Source organism: Streptomyces sp. NPDC002784 (genome assembly GCF_053592135.1).
Genome location: NZ_JBSFVD010000010.1, coordinates 198865 through 220546 on the forward strand (window position 1 = coordinate 198865; position 21682 = coordinate 220546).

The window sequence follows — 21682 nt, forward strand, 5'->3', positions numbered from 1 at the left end:
GAGCGAGCGTGGGCGTCGAGGCGGGGGCTGTGAGCGGTCGGAGCGATGCGGTGGAGTCTGACGAGTCCGCGGAAGGAACGCGGCCGCTGGGCTCGTCCGGGTACGCGCCGGGAGCGCAGGTCCTGATCCGCGACGAGCTGTGGCTCGTGCGCCACTGCACGTGGACTCGTGACGGCTGGATGATCGAGGTCACCGGCATCTCGTCGTTCGTCCGCGGCATGGACGCCACGTTCTACGACCGGCTCGACGCCGTCCAGGAGCTGGATCCGCGCGAGACCGAGCTGGTCGCCGACGACTCGCCGAACCACCGCCGCTCGCGGCTCTTCCTTGAGGCGATCATGCGGAAGACGTTCCTGCCGCAGACCGAGCACGGACTGGCGCTGGCGGACAACTTCCTCATGGACCAGCAGGTCCACCAGCTGCGGCCGGCGGAGCTGGCGCTCTCCATGAAGAATCCGCAGCCGCGGATCCTGATCGCGGACGTGGTGGGGCTCGGCAAGACCCTGGAGATCGGCGTGCTCCTGGCGGAGCTGATCCGGCGTGGGCGCGGTGAGCGGATTTTGGTGGTGACGCCGCAGCATGTCCTGGAGCAGTTCCAGCGGGAGTTGTGGACGCGGTTCGGGATTCCGTTGGTGCGGCTCGACTCGACCGGCATTCAGCGGGTTCAGCAGGACATCCCGGCGGGCCGTAATCCGTTCGCGTACTTCAAGCGCGTGATCATCTCCGTGGACACGCTGAAGAGCGATGTGTACGCGCACCACCTGGAGCACACCGACTGGGACGCCGTCGTCATCGACGAATCCCACAACCTCGTCAACCGCGGCACGAAGAACAACGCGTTGGCCCGTCTGCTGGCCCGCCGGACCGACGCCCTGGTGCTGGCCTCGGCCACGCCGCACAACGGTGACGCCGAGTCGTTTGCCGAGCTGGTCAGGATGCTGGACGAGGCGGCGATCGCCAATCCGCGCCAGTACAAGGTGGAGAACCTCGACCACCTCTACATCCGGCGTACGAAGACTTCGCCCGAGGTCCGCGAGTCACTCAAGGGCGCGTGGGCCGACCGCGGCCCGTCCAAGCCGCTCCACGCCGCCGCCACCGACAAGGAACTGGCGGTCTTCAAGGAGCTGGCCACGCGCTGGATCCCCGCCGACCCGTCGGCGCCGTCGGCCAGCAGGCATCAGCTCGTGCCGTACCGGCTGCTGAAATCGTTCCTGTCGTCGCACAAGGCCCTGCTGGAGACGATCAAGACCCGGATCGGGAACCTCGACAACCCACCCGACAAGCCGAACAGCACCAAGCGGCAGACCCGGACCGAGGATCCTGCGGTCCGTGAAGCGGCGCGGAAAGCGGAGCGGGCCGCGCTCGTCGACCTGAGGGATGTCGCCGAGCAGATCGAGGACCAGGACTCCGCCAAGTTGGCGGCGCTGGTCGACGAACTGCGCGCCATGGGTATCGGACCGGGCTCCGACACCCGGGTCGTGGTGTTCTCGGAGAGCATCCCCACCTTGAAGTGGCTGGCGGAGACCGTGCCGGCCCAACTCGGCTTCCGGCTCGCCACCAGCCCGGACGAGAAGAAGCCCTGGCTGGGCTACGGCGGAGCCGTGCAAGTCATGCACGGCGAAGCCACCACGGACCAGGACCAGCAGGACATCGTCGAGAGGTTCGGCCTGCGCGACGACCCGGTGCGCATCTTGTTCACGGGCGATGTCGCCTCCGAGGGTGTCAACCTCCACCAGCAGTGCCATCTGCTGATCCACTACGACCTTCCCTGGTCCCTGATCCGCATTGAGCAGCGCAACGGCCGTATCGACCGCTACGGCCAGGAACACCGGCCCGAGTTCCGTGCCCTTGTCCTGACCAGCGACATCCCGTGGCGCCTCGACGAGGAGACTGCGCAGCCGCGCACTTTGGACGACCGCCTGGTGGGGGAGAAGCTCCTCAAGCGTGAGGAGGAGGCGCACCGGATCGAGGGGTCGGCGGAGGCCGTCACCGGTCTCTACCGGGCCAAGGAGGAGGAGAGCCGCCTCACCCAGGACCTGATCGCCGGCCACACGGTCGAGGAGTCCATCAAGCAGTCCCAGCAGGGCGGCGCCGCCTTCCTTGCTGGCCTGCTCGGCCAGGTGGGTGCGGTGCACGAACACCCCGAGGTGGCCCGTGCGGTGGTGCCGAAGCTCTTCCGGTCCACGGCCGACTACTTCGAGGAGGCGCTGCGGCAGGTCTGCCGCCCCAACCCCGAGGACATGCTGTCCCTGCGCCGCGACGACGACGGCACGATCGCCTTCGAACCCCCGCAAGACCTGCTGTACCGGCTCAAGGCGCTTCCCAAGTCGTACCTGGACGAGCAGCAGATCCTGCCGCGCAAGAACGAACCGGGACGCATCCGCGTCACCTTCTCCAAGAATCTTGCCGGCACCCGACTGAAAGCGGCACGGGAGACCACCGAGTCGCAGTGGCCCAACGTCTCGTACGTCACCGACGTCCACCCCGTCCTGGACTGGCTCACGGACAAGGTGCTGATCGAGATCGGCCGCCACAAGGCACCTGTGCTCGCCGCCACCGTGGACGGCCCGACGTACCTGGTGCAGGGCATCTACTCCAACGCACTCGGCAAGCCTACGGTCGTCGAGTGGATGGCCGTATCCGGCCTGCCCGGCAGTCCCGTCGTCGAGAGGTTGACCGCGGAGGCGCTGGAATGCCACGGCGTCGGACCGAGCATGCCCGGCCGCGCCACTCCCCGTGACCTGCCCGCCCTCAGCGCACTTGTGCCCGACGCGATCGACGCGGCGCGAAACCATCTCGCCGCTCTCGAAGCCGAGTACCGCAAGCAGATCGAAGGCACCCTCGCTCCCTACCGCGAGCGGGTTGCCGAATGGCGGCAGGAAGCGCTCTTCGCCAGCGCACGGCCGAAGGAGGCGGAGCTCGACCGGACGGCCCAGCGGCGGCTGAAGCTGGTCAACTCCCTGGAGACGGCGGGCGAACCCATGCTGCGCCTGCTGGCTGTCCTCGAACCGCACACCGCCGCCGAAGGAGGCACCCACGGATGAGCACCGACTTCGACTCCTTCGCCAACCGCGGCGAATACTTCTCCGCGCACTACTTCGCCGATCAGCTCGGTACGGACCTAAAGAAGGGCCTGTTCGCCACCTGGGCCCTGCGCGAGGGCGACCAGAACGACCCGCGCAAGACCGCGCGTGAACTGCTGCGCACCCTGCGCACGCCCTACCTTGCCGAGGAGGTGCGCGGATACTTCGCCCAGACCACCCAGGCCGACGCCGATGACGAGGCCCGCCTCAACACGCACAACAACCCGGAGTGGGCCAAGCGGCTCGCCGAGTGGCACCAGACGGTTCTGCGGGGCCTTGGTTACGACTCCGCGCCGGCCGACCTCACCGTGCACCGCGCCGGACGCGACCACACCCTGCCCGTCGCCTACCACGGCCACGGCGTCATCGCCCTCGACTGCGGCTGGTCCGCCGACAACGACGCGGCCCTGGATGCCGACGGTGCAGGACGCCTGCTCACACCCTTCCGGGCCGGTTCGGGCGAGTCGTACGAGACGGGGGCGGCGTTGGCCTCCTGGCTCTTCCAGAGCGAACTCGGCGAGGCGGGCGGCCCGCACCCTCGCTTCGTCCTGCTGCTGTGCGGCGGCGTGATCATCCTCGCCGACCGCCGGTCCTGGAACGAGGGCCGCTACCTCGCCGCCAACCTCGACGCCGCGCTGGAACGCAACGACCGCACCCAGCAGGGCGAACTCGCCACCATCGCAGCTCTGTTCTGCCTGGACATGCTCCGCCCCGGCGAGAACGACCAGAGCCGGGCGATCGACGCCCTCCTCAAGTCCTCCGGCGACAACGCGGTCGGCGTCTCCAGCGAACTCCGCTACGGTCTGCAGCACTCGGTGGAGCTCATCGCCAACGAGGTCCTGCGTCGGATGGCCGAGCCGGACAACGACGTCACTCCGGCCGACATCGAAGACCCCAAGATTCCCTTCACCAAGGAGCTCACCCGAGAGTCGCTGCGCTACCTCTACCGCATCCTGTTCCTGCTGTACGCCGAGGCCCGTCCCGAGTTGGGCATCCTTCCCGCCGACGACGGCTCGTACGAGGCCGGCTACTCCATGGCCCGGCTGCGCGACCTAGTCGAACGCGACGAGGAGTTGGTGGAGGAGGAGGCCAAGAACGGCTTCCACCTCTATGAATCCCTCGACGTCCTGTTCAACAAGGTCAACTACGGCCATCGCGCATATGGCACCGAAGCCGACGACGACCTGCCCGGTGACGACGAGGAGACCCGCAAGGCCAAGGCGGCCCGCCGTATCGAGGGCCGGGGCCTGCGCTTCGAGCCCCTGCGCAGCGAACTCTTCGAACCGGACGCCATCCGCCTCATCGGCCGGGGAGTCATCGACCCGCGCAGCGACGAGGATGAGGCGCCGCGCTGGCTCGACCTGCGCCTGCGTAACGAGGTCCTGCACGAGGTGCTGCGCCTGCTCACCATGAAGAAGGGCAGGCGCGGAGAACGAGGCGGCTTCATCTCGTACCGCAACCTCGGGATCGACCAACTTGGCGCTGTCTACGAGGGGTTGATGTCCTACAGCGGCATCATCGCCGAGGAGGAGCTGTGCGAGGTGGCCCGCGGCGGCGACCCGGAACAGGGCTCCTGGCTCATCCCCGCGCGCAAGCGGGATCAGTACCCTGACAGGACCCTCGTCCAGTACGGCGAGCAGGACGCCCGCAAGGGCCTGCGCGGCGTGAAGAAGTATGAGAAGGGCTCTTTCGTCTACCGGCTCGCCGGCCGCGACCGGGAGACCTCCGCCTCGTACTACACCCCCAAGTCCTTGCGACAGGTCACGGTCGAGCTCACCCTCAAGCATCGCCTCGACCAGGAACGGGACGAGCACGGCCAGGTCATCAAGACGCGGGCCGCAGAACTGCTGAAGTACAAGATCTGCGAACCGGCCCTCGGCTCAGGCGCGTTTCTCAACGAGGCCATCGACCAGGTCGCCGACGAATACCTCCGCCGCCGCCAGGAGGAACTCGGCATCACCATCCCGACCGCCGACGCGATCACCGAGAAGCAGAAGGCCAAGGCGTACATCGCGCTGCACAATGCGTACGGCGTCGACCTGAACGCCACGGGTGTCGAGCTGGCGGAGGTGTCGCTGTGGCTCAACACCATGCACCCCGGCATGCGAGCCCCCTGGTTCGGCCTGCACCTGCGTCGCGGCAACTCGCTCATCGGCGGGCGACGGGCCGTGTACGAGGGTGACGACGTCTCGGGCGCGGAGAAGGCGTGGCTGAAGGCGAAGGGAGCGCTCGCTCCTACGCCGCTGCCCTTCCTCAAGGACGGCGAGGCTCAGCCGCTGCCGGAGGACGCCGTTCACCACTTCCTGCTGCCGTGTCCGGGGTGGGCGGCGGTCGCCGGGTCCAAGGAGGCCAAGGAACTCGCGAAGACGGGCGTCGAGCAGCTCGCCGCTTGGAAGAAGGGGATTCTCCAACGCCCCAAGCGCAGCACCGCGCACCTCAACAAGGACGGCAGCCGCAAGATCGACAGCAAGACCGGGAAGCCCAGGGCGGAGGCGTCCTCGCAGTTCACGAAGTTGCGGGATGCCGCCCGGCGGGTCGAGTTCCTGTGGTCTGCCGTCGTCAAGCGCATGGAGCTGTCCGAGAAGGAGATCGCTCGTCGGATCGACGTATGGCAGGCCGACCCGGCCGATCCCGAGTACGCCTTCCTGCAACGTCCTAAGCAGGCGGTGCCGAAGGAGAAGGTGCTGGAGGACCTCTTCAACGCCGTCGATACGCCGTACTGGCGGCTGAAGACCGTCATGGACGCGTGGTGTGCGCTGTGGTTCTGGCCGGTGGAGAAGGCCGGGCTGCTGAACGGGGCCGATGGTGAGTACGCGGTGGGGGCCGATGCGGCTGACATCGGTGACGCGGAGGGGCTGAGCGAGGTGCTCGGCGGGGTGCCGTTGACGGGGGAGCGGGCTGAGGCCGTTCCCGCGGCTGTGGAACCGCGATTCGTCGAGGCTACGGCGTTGTTCGCGATGGGGCCCGAGCAGACCAGTTTCGAAGACCTCGAGCTGAGCGCGGACGACGAAGGGGTCGTCGAGCTGAAGCGGGTCGGGGCATCGAGGTCCAAGCCGGGCACCTTCAAAGCGGGCACGAACGCGCCGGAACGTCGGCTGGTCGTGCCGCTGAGGGGTCTCGACGACTGGATCGAGTTCCTGGAAGCGATGCTGGGTACGGCGGATGTGCCCGAGGGGACGCTGCTCGACAGCTTCACGAGCCTTGAGGCGCTGAAGGGTTTTGAGGAGACGCTGCCTCGGTTCATGGGCATGGATGTCGGCAACCCGGAGGATCGGTTTCCGTGGTTGCGGACGGTGCGGGACATCGCGAAGGAACAAGGGTTTCTGCACTGGGAGTTGGAGTTCGCCCTCGTGTTCGCTCGGGGCGGGGGCTTCGACCTTCAGGTGGGGAATCCTCCTTGGGTGCGGCCGCGGTGGAACGAATCGGCGGTGCTCGCGGAGCATGAGCCGTGGTTCGAGCTGGAGGCGAAGGCTTCTACGGCGGACAAGGAGCGTCGGCGGATTGAGGTGCTCGGGAAGGAGGGCGCTCGGCGGTATGTGCTGGGCGAGCTGACCAACACCAGTGCTCAGGTTGCCGTGTTCGGGTCGCCGCAGATGTATCCCTTGCTGACGGGGACGCAGCCGGATCTGTATCGGGCGTTCATGTCGCAGGTGTGGGCGCATATGTCGGCCGACGGCACGGCTGGGATGGTGCATCCGGATACGCACTTCACGGGGGACAAGGAAGGGGCGTTGCGGGAGGCGACGTATCGGCGACTTCGGATTCACGGAGACTTCGTCAACTCCGGGCAGCGTTTCTTTCCGCGGCCGGTGGGCGACACTGCCCACTTCGGCGTGCATGTCTACGGGCGGCCGGGGGAGATCGGCTTCGATCACCTGTCCTGGCTGGTTTCGGCGGATGCCCTGCGAAACTCCGGTAAGGACGACGGGTCCGGTGAAGTGCCGGGGATTCGTTATCGCAACGGGGAGTTCGATGAGCGGCCGCATCTGACGCGGGTTGTGCGGGTGGACACTGGGCAACTGGCGGTTTGGCAGCAGTTGTTGGGCGAGGCCGACCAGCCCGTCGAACAGGCGCGGCTGCTGTTTCCGGTGACCACGGCGGAGGCGGCGGCGATTGAGGCATTGGCGGGATATCCGATGCGGCTTGGGCCGTTGGGGCCGCAGGTCACACGTGGTTACGAGGAGAGTGGCGCCAAGAGGGACAACCTGATCGACTACAACAGGCCTGACCCCAACACGGGGCAGGAGTACCAGCCGGATCGGTGGCGCCGGGTCATTCTCAAGGGCACCCAGATCAGCGTCGCCACGCCGGTGTTCAAGCGGCACGATGCCAACAGCAATGATCCGTACGGTGCAGATCTTGTTGCGCTTCCGGCGGACTTCGTGCCCGACACGGAGTACGTCCGAGTACCGGGGAGGAACCAGGCGTACTTGCGCGAGCAGGACCGGTGGATTGACCACGGGGCTCTCACGTGGCTGAAGGGGAGTAAGAAGGAGATCGCTCGCACTCGGCGCAAGATCGCGCACGATCTCGGCATTTCCGAAGCGCAGGTGACGGGCGAGCAGATCGACGCTGGGCTGGAGGAGCGGGCTCGGCGGCGTTACGCCGTCTTTCCTCGACTTGCGTGGCGTCGCCAGATCGCTCCTAACACCGAGCGTGCCTTGTACGCGGCCCTGGTGCCGCCGGGCACAGCGCACATTCACGCCGTACACAGCCTGGCGATGCCCTTTCCCCGCCTCACCGCGCTTGTGGCTGGGTTCTGGGCCGCGCTGCCGCTTGACTATTTCCTCCGTGCAACGGGCCGAGCCGACCTGCAGGTCAAGGGCGCCAAAGCCATGCCCGCCCCCACTCCCGATCACCCCTTGGCCCCCGCGCTCCTCCTCCGCACCCTCCGCCTCAACTGCCTAACCCGCGCCTACGCTGACCTCTGGCGAGACCTTCACGACTCCACCTGGCCCACCCAGGAACCCTGGGCCTGCACCTGGCCAGGCCTCCCGCCCCTCAACGACGTAGCCCCTGACTGGACCCCCGACACCCCTCTCCGTACCGAACGCGCCCGCCGCTCCGCCCTGGTCGAGATCGACGCCCTCGTAGCCGTATGGCTGGGCATGGACGCCGACGCCCTCATCGCCGCGTACCGAGGCCGCTTCCCCGTGCTCCAGAAGTACGAAGCCGTCACTTGGTTCGACGCCAACGGATGGAAGCTCGCAGGTAACGCCCGCACGATCGGCCAGCGTCAGACGAAGGAGACCTGGAAGCAGTTCGAGGCGTACCAGGCCGCCCCGGACACCGCCCCCGTCCCCGACGGCTACACCCTCCCCTTCCACAGGGCGGACCGCGAGCAAGAGATGCGTGAGGCGCACACCTACTTCAAGCGGCGGCTCGACAAAGCAGTCGCCGACGGCAAGTGGGACCCGGTGAAGCAGGAGGTACCGAACCCGTGAGGCCCACTCTCCAGGCGCGCGGGCTCAAGGAGAGCCTGCTGCAGTACCTGTCGACGACGTACGCACTCACCGACGAGGGCGCCCGAGAAGCTCTGCATCGGTTCCTCGGGGACGAGACGTCGGGGATGTTCCGGGGCCCGTACCTCCGCATCCGTACGCCCTTCACCACGGCCGACGACAACTGGCGTGAACACCTCGAATGGCAGCGCGAGGGATTCACGCCGTACGCCCACCAGGCCCTCGCCTTCGCCCGGTTGACCTCCGCCAACGGGCACACCCCGCAGCCGACCCTGGTCACCACCGGCACGGGCTCGGGCAAGACGGAGTCCTTCCTCTACCCGGTACTCGACCACTGCCGCCGGGAGCGCGAGGCCGGGAAGACCGGGGTCAAGGCGGTCTTCCTGTACCCGATGAACGCGCTCGCCACCGACCAGGCGCAGCGCATAAACGACCTGCTCACGCAGAAAGAGGCCGGGCTCGGCAAGCTGTGGGCGGGCCTGTACATCGGGGACCGGGCCGTGACCCGGTACGAGAAGGTACGCACCCGGCGATCCGACATGCAGCTGTCGCCGCCGGACATCCTGATCACCAACTACAAGATGCTGGACCTGCTGCTGCAGCGGGAGGACGACGCCCCGCTGTGGCAGGGGGCAGACATCCGATACGTGGTGGTGGACGAGTTCCACACCTATGACGGTGCGCAAGGCACCGACGTGGCCATGTTGCTGCGGCGGCTCGCCTCCGCCGTCGGGGCGTCCGAGAAGGGGCGCCCTCTCGGGTCCATTTGCCCGGTGGCGACTTCCGCGACGCTCGCGTCGGGGACGGACGACGACGGCATGGCGCGGTTGCTCGACGTGGCCACCGACGTGTTCGGGACCGAGTTCACGGCGGAGTCCATCGTTGGGGAGAACCGGCTGTCGGTCGAGGAGTTCGTTCCGCTCACTGACGTCAAGATGCAGGGGCTTCCCACGCCGGACGAGATGCTGGCGCTGCCCGATCCCGCCTCCGGCGAAGAGGCTCTGCTCGACCTCATCGAGTCCGTGACCGGCATCCGCGACAAGGATCCGCTCCTCCTTGGCGAGAACCTGAAGCGACACCTGTTCACCCGAGCCGTGATGCAGGCGCTGGACGGTGAGGTGAAGAACAGCGCCGAGGTGCTGGACGTCATGTGGCGGGCCGGTGCGGCTGGTTGGGCGGAGGCAGTGGCCCGGCAGCCGGAGAAGGCGGCCGAGGCGCTGGCCAGGTTCGTGGCGTTGTTGTCGTACGCGCGGGATCCGAAGTCGCCGCCGGGGGAGCCGCGGCCGTTCGTGCATGTCGAGGTGCACCAGTGGGCCCGGTCGGTGTCGAGGCTGCTGCGTGGCGTACTGCCGTGGCCGAAGGCGGAGTTCCGCTGGGACGCCGCAGGGCTGGCCGACGCGAGCGCGAGTGACAGCGGACGTCCGGCTCCCGTGACGACGGCGACCTCGGGGCAGAACGCCAACCTGTTCCTGCCGGCCGTTTACTGCCGTGATTGCGGGCGGTCGGGCTGGGCGGTGTTCTCGCCGGAGAGCGACGACCACGACGTTCAGTTCGACACCTTCAAGATCCGGCGCGCCTCGCTCGGCCAGGACAAGGCGCGTGTGCGGAACCTGATCGCGGCGACCGAGCGGGAGGCGCGGGAAGGGTCCGGCGCGGCGCCCATGGCCGGTGGGGGCAGGGGTACGAACGGTGCCTCGGCAGGGCAGGGTGCCGGCGGGCTGCTCATGGTGCTCGACGGCGCGCGTAAGCGGCTGCGGCTGCCAGACCCCCTCAACGACTACGACAAGGACACCAAGGAGCCGCGCCTTACGGCCCGCGACTCGGCCTTCGTGCTCGTCCACTTCGGCGGTACGGTCGCCAACACCGCAGCCCGCGAGGACTGGTGCCCGGCCTGCGGTGAGCGCAACGCGATCCGCTTCCTGGGTACTGGCTCGGCGGCGATGGCCGCAGCGTCGATCACGCAGCTGTTCACGGGCGGGGAGCTCGATAAGGAGCTGCACGAGAGCAAGACGCTGATGTTCAACGACTCGGTGCAGGACGCCGCGCACCGGGCCGGGTTCGTGGCGAACCGGTCGTACACCTTCTCGCTGCGCGCGCTGCTGGCCAAACACCTGAGCCACGACGAGCCGACCGCGCTCAACGATCTGATCGCGAACGTCGTCGAGGCCACCACGGACAAGGACACCCTTGCCGCCGTCGTGCCACCCGACCTGCACGTCTACAAGGGAGTTGACCGGCTGCTGTCCGGTCAGGGGCGTGGTGGTGGCATGCCGGTGTGGCGGTTGATTGGGCAACGGCTCGCCTTCGAGGCGCTGATGGAGTTCGGGTTCCGGTCCCGCAACGGCCGTACGCTGGAGCTGACCCGTACCGCCGCAGCGCAGGTGCGCATCGACGACACGGCGGCCGTAGTGGCGCTGGTCCGGCGGATCCATGAGGAGTCCGTGCGCGACGGGGTGCCGTTGGTCGCTCAAGACGACGCCCGCTACTTGGCGTTCGTACGGATCTTCCTGGAGCGCTTGCGGACCCGTGGGGCGGTCGCGCACAAGTGGCTGAACAAGTACATGGACGAGGCGGGTACCAGCCGGTACTTCGTCTGGGGTGGGCGCGCGCCGGGGATGAAGGCGTTCCCCAAGCGGGTGGCGGCCCCCGTGTTCCTGCTCAACCAGCCCAAGAACGGCAGTGAGTTCGACTTCGCGACCGGTCGGCTCTCCTGGTACGAGCGATGGGCCGGCCGCTGCCTGGAGCTACCGCGTGAGCTGGCACCGGAGTTCTGGTCGAAGCTGCTGCCCGAACTGGCCGCCGTCGGACTGCTGTCGGTACGCACCCCGCAGGACACATCTCTACGGGTCTACGGGCTCAAGCCGGGCAACATTGAGGCCCGGCTGCTGGACGACGAACAGGTGCGGCACGCCTATGTGCGCTGCCCGGTGTGCTTCTGGGAGCAGACGGTGCATCCGTCGCTGCTCGACCAGTGGCACGAGCAACCCTGTCCCTCGTACCGCTGCCGCCGGGGCCGTCTGGTCGCCGGCGACCGGCCCGAGGGACTCGGAGTCCACCACCGCGACCGGGACTACACCCGCGACTACTACCGGAGCCTCTACCGCGGGGCCGGTACCTATCAGGTGGTCACCGCCGAGCACACCGGCATGCTCACCCGCCCGCAGCGCGAACAGGTCGAGCAGGCCTTCAAACGGCGTGAGGGATTCAAGGACCCCAACGTGCTGTCCTGCACGCCGACGCTGGAGATGGGCATCGACATCGGTGACCTGTCGGCGGTGGTGCTGGCCGCGCTGCCGCGCCGCCCGGCCTCGTACGCCCAACAGGTCGGGCGAGCCGGACGCCGTACGGGCAACGCGTTCCTGCTGACCATCCCGGACCGCAGGCGCCGGGACCTGTACTTCCTGGAGCGTCCTAAGGACCTGATCGCGGGCACGATCGTGCCCCCAGGCTGCTACTTGTCGGCCATCGAGATCCTGCGCCGTCAGTACCTGGCCCATCTGCTCGACCATGCCGCCGCCGGGCGGCTGGTGCGCGCGGACGGGATCGTGCTGCGGGCCCTGCCGCACAAGGCGCCGCGCCTGTTCGGCCCGTCGGGGTATCTCGTCGACCTGGTGGAACTGGCCATCGCCCAGGGTGAAGAACTCGCCAAGCAATTCCTGGAGTTGTTCCCCACCGGTGTCAGCGACCAGGCCAAGGAGGACCTGATCAGGTATGCCACGCACGAACTGCGCGGCAAGGTCGAGGAGGCCGAACGGGAGTGGTTCCGGGGCGAACGCGCCCTGCGGGCCCGGCTGAAGGAAATCGACGAGGCCCACGACGAGCTGCACGACTCCGACCCGGACCAGGCACGGCAGAAGGCCGAACTCGACGCCGAACGGCGCGGTGTCGGGCGGCGTCTGATGAACCTGGGCGAGACCCCGGCGCAGACCGCGCTGTGCGACCTGGGGCTGCTGCCGAACTACGCGCTGATCGACTCCACGACCGTCCTGTCGGCGACCCTGTACGGCGAGGACGGCGTAGACCCCGAGACGAAGAAGACGAAGTACACCTCTGACACCTACGCCTATGAGCGGCCCCGGCGTATCGCGCTGGAGGAACTGGCACCCGGTAACACCTTCTACGTCAACGGCTACAAGCACCAGATCAGCGGCCTGGAGATCGCTACGGGTGGTAAGCAGGAGTGGCGTACCTGGCGGGTGTGCCCCGGCTGCGGCTACGTCCGTACCGAGAACGCCGCCGAGGACCGCTCGCCGTGCCCGCGATGCAAGACAGCGCACATTGCCGACGACGGCTCGTGCCTGTTCCAGATCGTCGAACCCGCCACCGTCACCTCGCGCGACAAGCGAGAGGACGCCCGGATCCGCGACGACAAGGACGACCGCGACCGCCGTTCCTACGCCGTCGTGGACGCGGTGGACATCCCGGAGACCGACATCGAGCCCGGCTCGTGGCGGCACAAGCACCAGACGTTCGGGGTCGACTACTGCCGCCGCGCCATGATCCGGCGGATCAACGTCGGGCCGGTCCGCTACGACGCCCAGTCCCGTGACGACTTCGCCGGACACCTGGTGCGGCTCAACCCGTTCCATGTGTGCACGGCGTGCGGCGCGGCCAGCGCCGACGGACAGCCCGTCTTCGACCACGACACCGACGAACTGGACTCCCTCGCCGCCCGCAGTGGTCGCCTCAAGCACCACCGCCCGTGGTGCCCACTGCGCCGCGGCAAGAAGACTGGCGCCCGCGAGGAGCCGGTGCTGCTCGCCCACCAGTTGCAGACCGAGGCACTGCGTGTGCTGATCCCGGCCGCCACCGCGGACGTCGACGCCAAGGTGCACTCCTTCCGGGCCGCACTGCGGCTCGGCGTGGACCTGCACTTCGGGGGCGACCCGCAGCACCTGGCCACCACGGTCGCCTCCATGCCGGACACCGGCAGCGGGGAGCGACGCTGGTTCCTGGTGCTCTTCGACTCCCTGCCCGGCGGCACCGGCTACTTGGACCGGCTCACCGACCGGGACGCGTTCCGCGACACCCTCCTGGCGGCGTACGAGACGCTGAAGGACTGCCCGTGCGCCGAGGAACAGCGCCGCGCTTGCCACCGCTGCCTGCACCGCTACACGCCGGAACCCTTCCAGGACATCGTCTCGCGCCAGTCCGCGCTGACCATGTTGGAGTCCCTGCTGTTCACGAAGGACGGCGAGAACGGCTGGGAGATCGACGACGTCGAGCACACCGGGCTCGTCGGCCTGGACGCCCAGGTGGAGTCCGACCTGGAGGCCCGCTTCCTGGCCGCCCTGCGCGACTGGGTGAAGGTCACCGACGACGCCTCCCTGGACGAGGACGGCCACGCCAGCGGCCACCTCCGCTTCACCAGTAGTGCCGGCGAATCCAGCGGCTCCAGTGTGGTGCACTGGCGGCTCACCGCCCAGCAGCAACTCCGGGGCACTGTCAGCGACTTCACCTTCACCCGCGTCGACGGACCGGCCCAGAGCGTCAAGGTCTACCTCGAAGGTTTCCGCTTCCACGCCAGCCGCGACCACAACCAGATCGCCGCCGACGCGGCCAAGCGCACCCGCCTGCGCGCCGACGGTGAGATCGTCTTCCAGGTCACCTGGGCCGACATCGACCTGTTCGAGAACCGGCCCACCCGCACGAAGCCCGTCTGGCCGCCTTATCGAGGCACCGCGCAGGAGGGCGCCAAGACGGCGTACGAACAGTACGGCGGCCAGCGCGCCCACTTCGCCGGAGCCGTCTTCACCAACCCCATCGACACGCTGATCGCCTACCTGCGCGACCCGGACCCCGAGCGCTGGACCCGCCGGGCCCGCGCGCTCGTCACCGGGCTGACGGCCCAGCCCGGCACGGCCCCGGTCGCCGCGACCGGACGGCGCAGTGAACTCGTCGCCGCCCTGCGCAGCCAGCTAGCCACGCTCTCCACCGCCGACCGCCACGATCAGCCGGTCGTCCCGGACGCCGCCGGCATCGGACCCGTGCATGTCTTCCGCTCCCAGGACGACACCGGTCTGCCGATCGTGTTCGCGGTGGACGGTGCCGACCCTGAGAACCTGAAGTGGACCGCGCTCACCGTCCTCGACGACAGCGACGCCGTACTGGACACCGACGAGCACAAGGAACGCTGGCGGTCCTGGCTGTACTGGAGCAACCTCACCCAGTTCCTCTCGTTGGCTGGTGGCGACGGTGTGCAGCTCGCCACCAGCAAAGCCGCCGAATTCGAGGTCGAGGTCCTTGCCGTCTGCGGCGGACTCGGTGAGCTCGACTCGCTCATCGGCGGACCAGCCGTCACGGTCAAGCCGGCAGACCCGAGCCCGGACGAGGACTCGGCGGCCGAGCAGGCCGTCGCCCGGCTCCTGCGTGACGCGGCCTGGGACGAGGAGATTCTGGAGATCCTGCGCGAGGAGCCCGTAGAGGCGCCCGACCTGCTCCGCCTCGCCGAGCTGCTCGCCGACCGGGGCAAGCGGGCGCCCGTCTTCGGCTACGAACTGGGCAGCACCAGCCGCTGGCCGGCCGACTTCGCATGGCACATCTCCGGCGTGAAGATCGCCGTGGTCCCCGCTCCCGCGAGCGAGGACGACGACGAGGCACACCGGCGCGACGCCGCCTACGCCGCGGACGGCTGGACCGTACGGACCGCGGCCGCATGGCTCGACCACCTCGACGAGCTGATCGCCCAGCTCCCCGATACGGAAGAAGGCACCTCCCGATGACCGCCCGGCTCCGCCTGTACCGCAAGGCCGAACAGGAGCTGTACAAGCTCGACCGCTCGGTGAAGTCGGACTTCTACAACTTCTGCCATCACTTCCGGGACAACCCCGAGCTGCCGGGCCTGCGCAAGAAGCAGCTCAAGGGCGACTCACGCATCTGGTCCGCCCGCGTCAGCAAGGACTACCGTGCTCTCCTGACCCCCACCGGCGTCGACGCGGACGGTATCGAGAGCTGGCTGCTCATCGCCGTCCGTCACCGCAAGGACGTCTACGAAGAGCTCCAGGTCGCCGTCAACCGTGTCACCGGTGAGATCGAGTTCGTCGACCTGTCGGTCGTCGGTCAGAGTGCTCTGCGCAGGGCCGGCATCACGCTGACCCCGGCGGAGCCCGAGCCTGAGACGAAGCCGCAGGCCGTGGAGCCTGCCCCCGAGCCGGTACCCGCGGCACCGGCCCTGCTGTCCGCGTACGACGCCGGACAGCTGCGCGAGCTCGGCGTCGCGGACCAGCTCATCGAGCTGGCGCTGATCGTGACCACCAGCGAGGAGCTCGACCAGCTCCTGGAGGGTGCCCCGCTGCTGTCGAAGGACGTCCTGTACGGCCTCGCCGCGGGCATGGACATCGACGACGTACGCCGCGAGATCACCGCCCCCGTCGAGCTCGACGAGCGCCCCGACCTCGACGACTTTGCCGCCGCCCTGTCGCGCACGAAGGTGACCACGGTCGACGACGATGTACGTGACGCCATCGAAGAAGGCGACTTCCGCGCCTGGAAGGTCTTCCTCCACCCGACCCAGGAACGCCTGGTCCACCGCCACTACAAAGGCCCCGCCCGGGTATCCGGCGGCCCCGGCACCGGCAAGACCATCGTCGCCCTGCACCGCGTCAAGCACCTCGCCGAGCAGCTGCCTCCCGGCCACAGCAAGCCGATCCTGCTGACCACCTTCACTAAAAACCTCACCACCGACCTACGGCTCAGGCTCGCATCCCTGATCGAACCCGAGCTCCTGGCCCGCGTCGACATCGCCCACATCGACCAGCTCGCCGCGCGCGTCCTCGGCGAGAACACCGCCCCCGGCCGCGGCAAGCAGCGCGTGTACGACCACGTGGCCCTCAACGAGATGCGCCAACTGCTCGCCGAACTCGACGACCGGCGCTTCGAGCCGGAGTTCCTCCTGGAGGAGTGGGAACAGGTCATCCTCGGCCAGGCCGTCGCCACCCGCTCCGACTACTTCAACGCCCGCCGGGCCGGTCGCGGCCGGGCGCTGACCCGCCCCGAGCGCAACCACGTCTGGAAGCTCATCGAGCAGTTCACCGCCCGCCTCGACAAGCTGGGCGTAGAAACCTGGGGCCAGGCCGCCGAGCGCGCCGCCCGACACGAGATCGAGCGTGCCGCGAAGATCAGGGCCCGCCGCGAGTACAAAGAAGAGATCGGCGGCAAGGACCTCATCCACCGCGACAACAGCTCCGGCATGCGCTACCTCGGTTACCGCTACCGGCACATCGTCGTCGACGAGGCCCAGGACCTGCGCCCCGCGCACTGGAAGATGCTGCGCGCCATGGCCGACCCCGACCTGGCCAACGACCTGTTCATCGCTGGCGACACCCACCAGCGCATCTACGACCACCAAGTCGCCCTCGGCGCCCTCGGCATCAACATCCGCGGCCGAGCCTCCCGCCTGACCCTCAGCTACCGCACGACCAAGGAGATCCTCACCGAGGCCCTCCGCATTGTGGAGCCCAAGGAGAACAGCGGGAAGATCACCTACGACGATCTCGACGACGGCACCGACAACCTCGCTGGATACCGTTCCGTGCTCCACGGCCCGAAGCCGGGCTTCGTTCCGTATGCGACCTGGGAGGACGAACTCGCCGGCCTCGCGGCCACCTTGACGGCCTGGCGTGCAGAGCTGTCAACCGACGAGAACGGAGCGCCTCTCGACCCCAGCGGCCGGATCGCCGTGTGCGTCGCCGACCGCGACATGGTCAGCCAGACCATGTACTACCTGGAGACGAAGGGAGGCATCACCTGCGCCGAGCTCACCAAGGAAGGCCCCAAGGGTGACGGTGAGATCCACGTGGGAACCATGCACCGCTTCAAGGGCCTGGAATACCAGCGCCTCGCCATCGTCGGCGCCAGCGACGGCATCATCCCGCGCACCAGTGCCATCGAGCGCTACCGCACCGAGGACCCACCCCGCTACGAGCGCGAACAGCGCAAGGCCCGCTCTCTACTGTTCGTCGCTGCCACCCGCGCCCGAGACGCCCTCAACATCAGCTGGCACGACAAGCCCAGCCCCTTCCTGCCGATGTGAGGGGCCGGTGACGCGCTTGGGCCGGTAGCCGTTTATGGAACTCCGGCCCGGGAGAGGGAACTCGGTTCGTAGCGGAGTTGGTAGGAACGTACGCCTGCGCCATTCATGCGGTAGAGCGTGATCGCGGACAGGAACTGCTCCTTGACCTGAACGGTGCGATGGCGTTCCTTCTCCCCAATGCCGCTGATCCATTCCTCGATGTGCTCTGGGAGCTTGAAGGCCAACTCATAGGCGCCGACCGCGTCTGCCGGTGAAAGCGTCCACTCTGCCGCGGCTCCCGTGCCCCGTCGCCTGATCCGCACCGTATGGTCGGGCTTTGCCTCGGCGTACTCCAGGAACCCTCCGTGATCATCGGCGGCGAGCGGCAGGATGAATGGCGCAGCCGGGAAACCGAGGAGTAGCTCTGCGTCGCTGTGCTGCCGGAGCGCCGTGGCGAAGTCCTGAATCACGGTGCCGGCGGCCTGCTTGAACTTCCCATCGGGAATGGAGACAGGTGGCAGCTCCAGCGGGGATGTCCCCAGCGCCTTCCGTAGCTCCGAGCGCATCCAATTCAGCGGAAAGGGGGCTGACTTCGGCAGATGCTGCTGTGCCGAGCACAGACTCGTCGCCGTAGCTCCGATGTGGCCAAGCAGCCAGGTGAAGGAGGCGCCGGACAGGTCCACGAGAGAGATCTGGTGGGCGAGCGCGTACTTCTGGGCGTCAGGGGTGAACCCGCTCGCGGAGAACAATGCGTATGAGTATTTGTACCGCTGCCGGGGCCGTGTCCCGGCGCCCGTCATGAAGTTCTCGTTCACGTCGTGGACGACACCGTGGGCGTTCCGGACGACCTCCAACTCGCAGCGTGTCTGGTAGTACTTGGCTTCCAGAAACAGCCGCACCGGCATGGAGAAGGCCGGAGTGAAGGCGAACTCCCCGAGAACGTCGACCTGGTGGAGCGCGCCCCGCCCTCGGACCCGGAGAGTCTGGCCCTCCGTCACCAACTCGACCGGATCCTGATCTTCGTGGACGAGAAGCCGGTAGCCGCTGAAGCGCAGCAGCCAGGCCAACGACTCTTCCAGTAAGTAGCCCCGCAACGACGAATCCTTGAGCACTCTTGTGGTCCTTCCCGCTGAGCTGAACATGCACAGGCAACGTGATCATCTCATTCGGGCGGTGAGCGGCCATGTGACGAGTCACTGCAGATTGGCGAACAGGTCGGCGGGGGCCCTCTTTTGCGCGCGAGGGTGGCCACGCTGCTCGGCAGGAAGTTCCACGTCTCCTACAGCGTCTCGGGTGCAACGAGACTGATGCTCCGGCTTGGCTTCAGCCCCCAGGTCCCCGCGCGGCGGGTCGCCGAACGCGACGAGTAGGCCGTGACCGCGTGGAGGGAGGCGACGCGGGCTGAGGTAAAAGGGCTCGGGCGGCCTGCAGGGGTTACATCTGCTTCGAGGACGAAGCCGGGTTCACCCGGCGGCCGCCCAAAGGACGAACCTGGGGCCGGCGCGGTCACACCCCAGCCGTGACCGTCAGCGGCCGCCGCTCGGGGCGCCTGTCGGTGGCCGGGCTGATCGCTATGCGGCCTGGTTCCCGGACCCGGCTGTGCCATCGTCTGCACGTCCACTCCGCAGGCAAAGGCAAGCGCCGCAGCATGGGCGAGCGGGACTTCATCGCGCTGATCGACGGCGTCCACCAGCTCGTCAAGGCGCCGATCGTGCTGATGTGGGACCGGCTGAACACCCACGTCTCCCACGCCATGCGTGAGCTGATCACCGAGCATGACTGGCTGATGGTCTTCCTGCTGCCCGCCTACTCGCCCGACCTCAACCCCGTCGAGTGGGTATGGGCGCACGTCAAACACAGCCTGGCCAACCTCGCCGTCGTCGCCCTCGACCGACTCGAGACCCTCGTACGCAACAGGCTCAAGCGCCTTCAGTACCGGCCAGACACCCTCGACGGCTTCATAGCCGGCACCGGCCTGGCCCTCGACGATCCAAAGTCACCCTGACGAGCCGAAGTCAGTAACGCCGTCCACCACGGGCATGACCACTGTGTTCGGGTGATCGCCGAACGGCCGCGCCCTGACCGGCTGCGTATCGCCGTGGTCGACATGTCCAATCGCATGCCGGAACTGCAGAGGATTGGGCCGGATGCCAGCGGCGGCCGTGGCCTCCTCCTGGTCGAGACTCTCTCCGACAGTTGGGGAACCGATCTTCTTCCCTGGGGCAAGCGAGTCTGGGCTGAAATTGCCGTCAAAGTCGGCGAGCAATGACAGGTCGCTACCGCTGCTGGAAGCCGGCGCAGGGCTCGGGCTGGTGGTGTCCATGGCTCCGACGATGTCCGCACGGTCTCGGGGGCCAGCGGCGTGGTGCGCAGATGCCATCCGCAACCGGACTGCGCAGTGCGTGCGCTGGTCCACACTCCCTCCACGCTCCATTCAACGATGCGCATTTGGTGAGCCGGCGTCTGCGCACTCACGTGGTGGGTCCCTTGGTTGGGGCGACCATGAGCGACTGTCGCAGGTAGATGCGCAGTACGCAGGTGCTCCTTCCCTCCTCATACGCAGCTGCGCAGTCGTACACGAGTGCTGCGCATTGCGCATGGTGTGCGGTTGGATGCGCAGCGCAGTAGTCGGGCGCGACCGTGGTCGGCCCGTGGTCGGCCCGTGGTCGGACTTTGCGCAGCCGCCGCAGCTATTGCGCACGACTGCGCAATCCGCCTACCCCTGCGGTGACCAGATCATCGGGACTGCGCGGTCGGGATCCAGGACGGGGTGCCACACCGGGGCGGAGGGGCCGTTGTTGCGCAGGTCTGCCAGTGCCGCGGTCAGGATGGGAACCGTACGAAAGAAGAGGGGCTGCTCCGAGGCCTCGGCGGCTCCTTGCAGGGCGTCTAGGCGTGTCTTGATGCCGACGGAGCCCGTGCCGTCCAGGACGAACAGCAGGCGGGGGAACAGCGGATAGTGCCGCCGCCATTCCTCCTGCACCGGGCCTTGGGTGACAGTCCGCCGGTGGCCTGCGAAGGGTGTGGGGGTGTAGCTGTGGAGGCGGGAGTAGGCGCCCAGTTTCGCGCTCAGGCGCTCGGGACCCATGGTGGCCCGGTCGACCTCGACGAACGCTCGCAGCATCGTCCCGTCGCCCGCGGTGGTGCCCCGTGCGTAGTACATGAGGGCGTCCGGTATGACCGCCTCGCCGCCCCCGAGAGGGTGGTACACCTCGGGGATCCAGTCCAGCGGGCGGCACAAGTCGCCGATTCGGCGGGCGTCTTCGATGAAGGTGAGCGCTGTCTCGGTCACCGTCAAGGTGTGGCCTGACCGCAGTCTCGCGGCGGTTGGGTCGGACACCATCTTCGGCAGCCGCCGGCCCCGTAACTCCGGCCACTCCGAGGCTATCTGCGCGCCGTACGAGGTCGGGAACCATGCACGCAGGCGTCCTGCTTGGGGGAGGGTAATGCGGTCGACCAGTCTTTCCGACCGCAGCTTTGCCATTCGGCGCCGCGTCTGCTCGATGCGCACTCCCGGCGCGATCAGCCGGTGCATCTGCTCGGTGGTGGTCATCCGGTACTGCGTCAGCACCGCGAGCGCCAGGCGATCCCCGCCGCCCGTATCCACGTCCGTCATCGTCGGCCTGCCCTTCGGTACAGGTGGCGCCGTCCTGTCCGGCTCCACGTGTACGGCCACCGCAGCAGGCCACCCCGACCACACCTGCGACCGCGAAGGCCCGACCACGGTCACGATGCGACAACTCCCCTGACAACCGGGCCGATAGCCCCGCCCATGTCCCTGGGGACAGCCGTCCGCGCCCTTCCGGGTCCGACTGGCGTATTCGCAGGTCAGCGTGCCATCCCCGGCTTGGTCGCCAGCCCGACATCCCCCTCTGCACACCCCACACCCGCCCCGAAGCAAAAGAAGAACAGGGGACGGCGGGAGAACGGGTGGGCGCGTGCCGCCGGGGGATCGGGGCGCCGTCTCCCATGCTGCGCGCCGGCGACCGCCGACGCGCGCACGCGCCGAACCCGGCGCACGTCAACAGCACGAGCAAAGTCCCGGTGCCAGGCACGTTCGCCTTGGCCATCGACGTCCGAACCGGACCGCCCAGACCAGCCGGATTCCCCGAACCCTCTCCGTACTG

At 68.1% G+C, this 21682-nt stretch carries 7 protein-coding genes and 1 pseudogene; 5 read left to right on the forward strand and 3 right to left on the reverse strand.

Annotated elements, in window-relative coordinates:
• Window positions 1–50: 50 nt before the first annotated feature.
• Genes ACWD1Z_RS20095 through ACWD1Z_RS20110 form a run of 4 tightly spaced genes read left to right on the forward strand, consistent with a single transcriptional unit; the run spans window position 51 to window position 17576 of the window.
• Complete coding sequence (locus tag ACWD1Z_RS20095; RefSeq protein ID WP_451120351.1) at window positions 51–3044, forward strand: SNF2-related protein; 2994 nt, start codon at window positions 51–53, stop codon at window positions 3042–3044.
• Window positions 3041–8527 (forward strand): hypothetical protein, encoded by a 5487-nt coding sequence (locus ACWD1Z_RS20100; protein WP_451120353.1) that lies wholly within the window; start codon window positions 3041–3043, stop codon window positions 8525–8527. The genes ACWD1Z_RS20095 and ACWD1Z_RS20100 overlap by 4 nt, the downstream gene beginning before the upstream one ends.
• Entirely contained in the window at window positions 8524–15267 is a 6744-nt protein-coding gene (locus tag ACWD1Z_RS20105) for a DEAD/DEAH box helicase (RefSeq protein ID WP_451120355.1), read from the forward strand. Before ACWD1Z_RS20100 ends, ACWD1Z_RS20105 begins: the two co-directional genes overlap by 4 nt.
• Window positions 15264–17576, forward strand: coding sequence for a UvrD-helicase domain-containing protein (locus ACWD1Z_RS20110; protein ID WP_451120357.1), 2313 nt, complete (start codon window positions 15264–15266; stop codon window positions 17574–17576). The genes ACWD1Z_RS20105 and ACWD1Z_RS20110 overlap by 4 nt, the downstream gene beginning before the upstream one ends.
• A gap of 32 nt (window positions 17577–17608) precedes the next feature.
• Here ACWD1Z_RS20110 and ACWD1Z_RS20115 read toward each other — a convergent pair whose 3' ends face one another.
• The gene (locus ACWD1Z_RS20115; protein WP_451120359.1) at window positions 17609–18667 is read right to left on the reverse strand and encodes a hypothetical protein; all 1059 of its coding nucleotides are present in this window, start codon (window positions 18665–18667) and stop codon (window positions 17609–17611) included.
• Window positions 18668–18793: 126 nt separating this feature from the next.
• Between ACWD1Z_RS20115 and ACWD1Z_RS20120 the strand changes: the two are divergent.
• Window positions 18794–19560 (forward strand): annotated as a pseudogene (locus tag ACWD1Z_RS20120) (winged helix-turn-helix domain-containing protein); the annotation flags it as partial.
• On the opposite strand, the gene ACWD1Z_RS20125 reads toward ACWD1Z_RS20120, so the two are convergent.
• Window positions 19552–19878: a hypothetical protein gene (locus ACWD1Z_RS20125; RefSeq protein WP_451120361.1), complete on the reverse strand. Its 327-nt coding sequence runs from the start codon at window positions 19876–19878 to the stop codon at window positions 19552–19554. The pseudogene ACWD1Z_RS20120 and the gene ACWD1Z_RS20125 sit on opposite strands and share 9 nt — an antisense overlap.
• Window positions 19879–20271: 393 nt before the next feature.
• Window positions 20272–21171 carry a replication-relaxation family protein gene (locus tag ACWD1Z_RS20130; RefSeq protein ID WP_451120363.1) on the reverse strand — a complete coding sequence of 300 codons (900 nt, stop codon included), beginning with the start codon at window positions 21169–21171 and terminating at the stop codon, window positions 20272–20274.
• Window positions 21172–21682: the final 511 nt, after the last annotated feature.

Coding starts and splice junctions, on each gene's coding strand:
- ACWD1Z_RS20130 (WP_451120363.1), bottom strand. CDS start 21,171: ATGACGGACGTGGATACGGGCGGCGGGGATCGCCTGGCGCTCGCGGTG.
- ACWD1Z_RS20110 (WP_451120357.1), top strand. CDS start 15,264: ATGACCGCCCGGCTCCGCCTGTACCGCAAGGCCGAACAGGAGCTGTAC.
- ACWD1Z_RS20100 (WP_451120353.1), top strand. CDS start 3,041: ATGAGCACCGACTTCGACTCCTTCGCCAACCGCGGCGAATACTTCTCC.
- ACWD1Z_RS20125 (WP_451120361.1), bottom strand. CDS start 19,878: ATGGACACCACCAGCCCGAGCCCTGCGCCGGCTTCCAGCAGCGGTAGC.